Below are 6,048 nucleotides of genomic sequence, written 5' to 3' on the forward strand. Positions count from 1 at the left end.
AACGGGGCTATCCAGGACGGCTCCGACGCCGTGATCACACCAGCCACACCAAGATCATCTCACCCGTGACCAGCAGTTACGGGACAAGTCTTAGGTGGCGGACGTTGTGAATGCCGAGTAGGAATCGATCGTCCTCGGGCGTCAACGAAGAAACGGGAGGCTGTTGTTTCAGATCCTCACCAAGCCTGTCGGCGAGACCTGGCTGATGGTCATCCGGACCCCGTCGTAGCCACCGACTTCTGTGATCGGACACAAGCCACCCCTTTGGGAAAATCGTGGCGCGATGAAGCTGCACCGCGGCACTGTTCCCTCTGAGATACACCCACGTACCGACGTCACTTCAAGGTGAGTGTGCGGAACTGGCGGAAGGCCGGATTCCGGATATCAAAACTTGCGAGCGACGCCCACGTAAAGCGGTTGCTCATCACGAATCCGCATGTCCTCGTTTGGATGCCATCGCGTCGACAGCACGACACCGGGTTCGCAGACTCCGAGTCCCTCGAAGAACCTCGCAACCTCCTTGTGTGACCTGGCTTTGACGGGAGTTCCGCCGGCCCGGTAGATGGCATCGACGCGGTCCCAGATCTCGGGATTGAACTCCCAAGTGACGTGAGAGAGTACGAGGTAGCTGCCCGAAACCATGGGTTCCAGCAGCTTGTTGACGATCTGATAGGGATCTTGCTCATCGGTCACGAACTGCATCAGCGCGACCACTGACAAACCAATCGGCTGGCTGAAGTCCAGGTGCTCCCGCGCGTACGACAGGATGGCTTCAGGCTGCCGGACGTCGGCGTGAATGTACGCGGTCCGCCCCTCCGAGGTTCCTCGCAGAAGTGCTTCAGCGTGCCTGAGAACAATTGGGTCGTTGTCCACGTACACGACACGAGCGCTTGGAGTGATGCTCTGGACAATCTGATGGAGGTTCGGCTCCGTGGGAATTCCCGTTCCCACATCGAGGAATTGGCTCACCCCAAGTTCGGCCAGGAACCGGGCGGCCCGGTTCATGAACTCACGATTGGCCATGGCCGTCTCTTTGACGCCAGGGAAGATTTTCACGATCTTCTGGGCCGCAGCTACATCAGCGGCGTAGTGGTCCTTCCCGCCGAGGAACCAGTCGTACAAGCGAGCAGAGTGCGGCACGCTCGTGTCGATGTCATCCGCGTTGAATCCGCTGTCGGTCACTTCAACTCTCCGCTGTCGTGCGGCTGTAAGTGTCTAAATTCCTTGAGCATTGATGCCTCACGCAATCAGGAAGTCTGCCGAGCCGGCTTTGGTGGCCTGGATCAACTGAGTCATCTCGGAAGAAGTGAGAATGAAGGCGGGACCACCAGGATCAGTGGACTGCCTCAGCGCGACGTGCCCGCTCATCAGTTGCTTAGCTTCAACACAGTTACCGTTATTGCTTCCGCTCCAAGGGCTGTGCCAGCCCTCGGGCCCCAAATCTTTGTCGGCGTTTATGGCGTGCATCATCCGTCTAGCTCCTTGCGGACGTCCAGGAGGAACTTCCTGGTATGTCCCTGAGACATTGCTTGGGCGCTCATCCGGTCGAACACCTCACGATGCAGCGAGACTTCCTCTTCGCTCTCGGTGTAGCTGGCGCTGCTCAGATTGTCGGTGCCCACGATGTCCGGGAAATCCGCCATCGGGAACCGGAAGATGGTGCAGGGACCGAATGCTCCGGGGTGTAGTCCCGCCGTGAACGGAAGGACCTGGATCGTCACATTCGGAAGGTTCATCGCCTCTACCAGGCGGTCGATCTGAGTCCGCATCACGGCGGGCTCGCCGGCCTGACGCCGTAGCACCGTCTCATCCATGATGATCCAGAACTGCGGAGGCGGCGGATCTTGCCGAGTGAGCAGCGCCTGGCGCTCCATACGCAGGGCGACGCGCCGCTCCAACTCCGACGGCTTCGGGCGAGGGCGGTTGAGCGACAGAACTGCCTGTGCGTAGTCCTCGGTCTGGAGCAGGCCTGGGACGACGTGGGGTTCGTAGCTGCGGATGTGGGTCGCCGAGTTTTCGAGACTGACGTGAACCCCGAACCAGTCCGGCAGCGCGTCGCGGTAACTCTGCCACCAGCCAGGTTCGTTGGCCTGATCCGTGAGGGCGAGGAACTGCTCCGCCTCGGACTGCTCGACGCCGTAGAGCTCCAACAGAGCTTTGACGGTAGCCCACTTGAGGGCAACCTTGGCCTGCTCCATCCTGATGACCGTTGTATGCGCGATGCGCAGCCTTGCACCGACATCCTGCGCCGACAGCTCGGCGGCCCGCCGAAGGTCTTGGAGCCGCCGGCCGAGCACCATCTGCAGCACTGTGGGTGCAGACCGCGGTGCGCTCACGTCGCATGCCTCCTTGAAGCCCGGTCGCCCGTCAGTGTGCCATGACCTTCGCATCACGGACAGAGCGCACATCGCAACTGTGCACTGTGCGAAGTGATGGGTTGCCAAGTGACTTACGGGGCGCGCATAGTGACGGGGTGACCAAGTTCACCCGTGTTTCACGGCAGCCGTCGGCCTGAAGCCAAGGCGTCGCGTCATCGGGTGGCCCGCTCCGGATGCCGTGCATCGTGCGTCTCGCATGCGTCGCGTCACCGCGCACGCAAGCTCCAACTCAGGTGATCGCGTCACAAGCCCACTCCGATGGGCCGTCGGATCTGATGGTTCATCAGGACCGGCAACCTTCAGGGGAATCGCAGCGCACAGTCGCGTCGGCATTCGCCCACGTTAGGAATCTGCCGTGGCTCTGACCGACGCCGCCACAACAGGGGGCTTACCTCCTGTACTTGACGCTGCTGCGCGTCGAACTGCCTTTGTTCTTCCAGCTGTTCGAGCTGCGGTGGGTGAAGCTCGCCACCGAGTCCAGCAGCAACTCCAGGAATGGAGCATCGCCTCGGACATCTGCGACACGGCTGTCCTCGTAGTGAGCGAGCTATTCACCAACGGCGTGATTCACACCGGCAGCAGGACCATCACGTGTGATCTAGGGGCAACGCCGAATCAGTTGCTGATCCAGGTCACGGACGACGGCACCGGGCAGTCGACCCCCAGTCCACGACGGGCTCGCCCGCAAGACGTGGAGGGCCGCGGGCTGATGCTCGTCAGAGCCGTGTCGCAACGCTGGGGCGCGAGCCCGACCGGAGCCGGCGGTGGGCAGGTTGTATGGGCCACCCTGCCTCTGGCCCAAGCGTGAACGAGAAGTATCAGGACTCGGCGATCCACATCAGTAACCACCCTCCTCTGGAGGGGAGTTGGGGGCGTGACCCGACTTCCGCGAACCCCACTGCGCAGGGACGTACGCGCACCGCGACGACTATGGCAGCGACCGATGGAGCGGACTGACGATGGATGCCGACTTAGGAAGACCTCGGGGCATAGGCATGACGCTTGAGTTGCTCCGCAACCGCTGGACATATCCCGTCTGCGTTGCACTTCGCGACGGCCCGCTCCGCCCCGCGCAGCTACTTGAGCGGATCAACGAAGGAAACGCGCGCAACGCAGATCTCGCAGGTCTTCGCACCCTGCATGAAAAGCCGCTGTTCGCGACGTTGCAGCGGATGGAGGCGGAGGGACTCATCGTCCGCGGGCCGGACGCCGGCTCGGCGAACGGGATTGCGCCGCGCGAACTGACCATCATGAGCAGGGACTTACTCACTGCCTTGCACCGCGTCGGCGTGTGGGCGAGCGCTCACCGCGACGAGCTCGCCGTGACCCTGCGGAAGCATCGGGGGGTGTCGCAGTCGGACGCAGGACCAGGCGATAGGGCAGGCACCGACAGTGCCCTTGGGCCTGAGCAGGAGTACTGGCGTGGTGTAGGCATGGCCTTGGTGATACTTCGTCTCCGCTGGGCCTTCGCGGTCCTCCATCAATTGAGTCGTGGGCCGCAGCACCCGACTGGGGTTGCCGTTGCCGTCAACGCCGACGTCGCGAGAAACCGCGACATCATGGGAAGCCGCTCCCTGTCGGAAAAGGTGCTCTGGGACACGCTCCATCGGCTTGTCGAAGGAGGACTCGTCAACCACCAACCCAGGGCGGGCCAGTTCGCCTCCACCGCGCAGTGCACCATCACCCCGTCCGGCAACGCGCTGCTCGTGGCCTTGGCGCCGATCGGTAGCTGGGCCGTTGAACGTGAAGAGCAGCTTGCCGCGATCGTTCGAAGGCGTCGTGGGCTTCATTGATCCGACACCAATAGGCATACTGATTTCCTTTCTGATACTTATTCCTATGCATCTACCCTCTAGCCTGGTAGGTGCATAGCGGTGCCTTGGTGCAGCTGGGATCCCCGCTAGCCCCTTCCTGAGGTGTCCGCAACTGAGGGGCCTGAAAGCACATCAATAAACGGTGGGCTCGGCGTATGTGGCGAATTTTTGGTTGGTGTTACGTCTATGACTATTCGGCCCGGTTTCACTATTGATTATTCCATTGACTTTCATTCCTATTCTTCTCCTCTTTGAGCTCCCTGCGTTTAATGTCGTCCCTTCCCTTTCTGGATCTCATTGTCTCGACCTTCTCGCCAATCTCGCGTTCTGAAAAGAATCGAGAAAATGGACCGCTAATCCTTGCATTTCGGCTGGAATTCGAGAGAATGGAATGGTAAGGGCGCGATACAGAGGGTATGCGCCACGAGTGATCGGACAGGATTGTGAGCGATCTTCCCGCAGCTGAGTTACAGGTCGAAAAGCCTGCCGGAGATATCACGGCAGAGGATATGAAGCGAGTGACGTCGGAAGACTTCACGAAACTTCAAAAGATCGCGCGTGGGTACTGCCGCACGGTCGACTCCACGCGCTCTCGCAAGCGGATGGACGGAAGCGCCACCGTGGCGCGAAGTGGATCAGCGCTCTATGGGACGGATGACGTCAGTGACGACGTCACACAGGATGCGGTTTTGATCTTCACCAAGCGACTGCGTGAGATCATCGCGAACTGTGACGTCTCGGCCCTTTGGGTGGAAACCAGGGAACCATGCGCCTGGCAGTACGTGCGTAAGGACGGGGAAACGATCATCGTCACCCGCAAAACGCTCCAGTACTGGGCAGTCCGAGACGCTGCAGCGCACAACGGGTACCGGCTGGACGTCAAACCGGATCGCGCAGACGCCACTCCGGGCGCGCGGATCACGCGTGGAATCCCGCATGCCGACAAGCTTTCCACCCTGGCTGTGACGCCGTATCTGTCAGGGCAGAGTGAAACGATCTTCCGGTCGGCATGGGGGGACGGGAGTGACTACCCGGTTCTGAGCACAGTCCTAGACATCGCGAAGCAAGCGGATGATCTTGGACGCTCCGGCGTGCTCGGGCGAACCGCGCAAGATCTGTATGGCGGGCCGCGCAACTCGTCATCCAAAGTGCAGCGGACGCGTGACGCTGCGGTCAAGGAATGGCGAACGCTGACCGCTTCCCTTGACGCCGTGCGGGATGAGTTGGTCTATCGGAGCGTCGAACCTCCCTACACCACCGAATAGCGGGAAAGCGCAGAGGGCCCCCGGGTGATAGCCCGGGGGTCTTTGTCTGCCATTCTGTCGGAGCTTTCGCGCGGAAAGAATCTCGAAATAAATCCCGCATGATCGGTATTCGAGCGGTTCGGCACCCCGTATATAAGTGAGAACGCGTTACGGGACGAAGCGGCGGGATTGTTGAAACAAATTCCCTGTGATCGGTAATCGGGTCGTTTCCGGATCCGTATTTGAATGAGGGCGCGTTGCGATTCCACGGGCGGAGGAAACATGTTGGTTTTCGATGAAACTACGCCTACCCGAACCAAGGTCGATTACTACGTCGGTCGGAGTCTGCCGTTCGTAACGATCGTGGGTGGAATGGTGTTGGCGTTGGTGTTCGGGTCGCACTGAACTGTCGCGTGGCATGGGTGCAGCCCGGATTGTGTCCGGGCCGTCGCCCGTCCGTTGCAGACACATGATCACAGAGGAGAGGGATCATGCGACTCATGCACAGCGAGACCGGGTTACTGAGGTTGAACTCGGGTTGTCGTCGGTGTGAGTGATAACCCGGTTTCGATGAGGCATCCGTCGATGAGGTGGGGGCGGTACTGGATCGTG

Annotated in this window: 6 protein-coding genes; 3 read left to right on the forward strand and 3 right to left on the reverse strand. The window is 60.7% G+C overall.

What is annotated here, in order from left to right; genetic code table 11:
- Positions 1 to 384: 384 nt before the first annotated feature.
- Genes ACFWP5_RS51510 through ACFWP5_RS51520 form a run of 3 tightly spaced genes read right to left on the reverse strand, consistent with a single transcriptional unit; the run spans position 385 to position 2,336 of the window.
- Positions 385 to 1,182, reverse strand: a complete 798-nt coding sequence (locus ACFWP5_RS51510) for an SAM-dependent methyltransferase (RefSeq protein WP_384174086.1) — start codon at positions 1,180 to 1,182, stop codon at positions 385 to 387.
- Positions 1,183 to 1,239: 57 nt separating this feature from the next.
- Entirely contained in the window at positions 1,240 to 1,470 is a 231-nt protein-coding gene (locus ACFWP5_RS51515; protein WP_384174089.1) for a DUF397 domain-containing protein, read from the reverse strand.
- The gene (locus ACFWP5_RS51520) at positions 1,467 to 2,336 is read right to left on the reverse strand and encodes a helix-turn-helix domain-containing protein (RefSeq protein WP_384174092.1); all 870 of its coding nucleotides are present in this window, start codon (positions 2,334 to 2,336) and stop codon (positions 1,467 to 1,469) included. Before ACFWP5_RS51520 ends, ACFWP5_RS51515 begins: the two co-directional genes overlap by 4 nt.
- Positions 2,337 to 2,733: 397 nt before the next feature.
- On the opposite strand from ACFWP5_RS51520, the gene ACFWP5_RS51525 reads away from it, so the two are divergent.
- From ACFWP5_RS51525 to ACFWP5_RS51535, 3 genes are all read left to right on the forward strand, one after another.
- The gene (locus ACFWP5_RS51525; RefSeq protein WP_384174095.1) at positions 2,734 to 3,186 is read left to right on the forward strand and encodes an ATP-binding protein; all 453 of its coding nucleotides are present in this window, start codon (positions 2,734 to 2,736) and stop codon (positions 3,184 to 3,186) included.
- Positions 3,187 to 3,373: 187 nt separating this feature from the next.
- Positions 3,374 to 4,171 (forward strand): winged helix-turn-helix transcriptional regulator, encoded by a 798-nt coding sequence (locus tag ACFWP5_RS51530; protein WP_384174098.1) that lies wholly within the window; start codon positions 3,374 to 3,376, stop codon positions 4,169 to 4,171.
- Positions 4,172 to 4,635: 464 nt separating this feature from the next.
- Complete coding sequence (locus tag ACFWP5_RS51535) at positions 4,636 to 5,457, forward strand: hypothetical protein (RefSeq protein ID WP_384174101.1); 822 nt, start codon at positions 4,636 to 4,638, stop codon at positions 5,455 to 5,457.
- The last annotated feature ends 591 nt before the right edge of the window (positions 5,458 to 6,048 follow it).

The sequence above is a fragment of the Streptomyces sp. NPDC058469 genome (assembly GCF_042721125.1).
GTDB lineage: Bacteria > Actinomycetota > Actinomycetes > Streptomycetales > Streptomycetaceae > Streptomyces.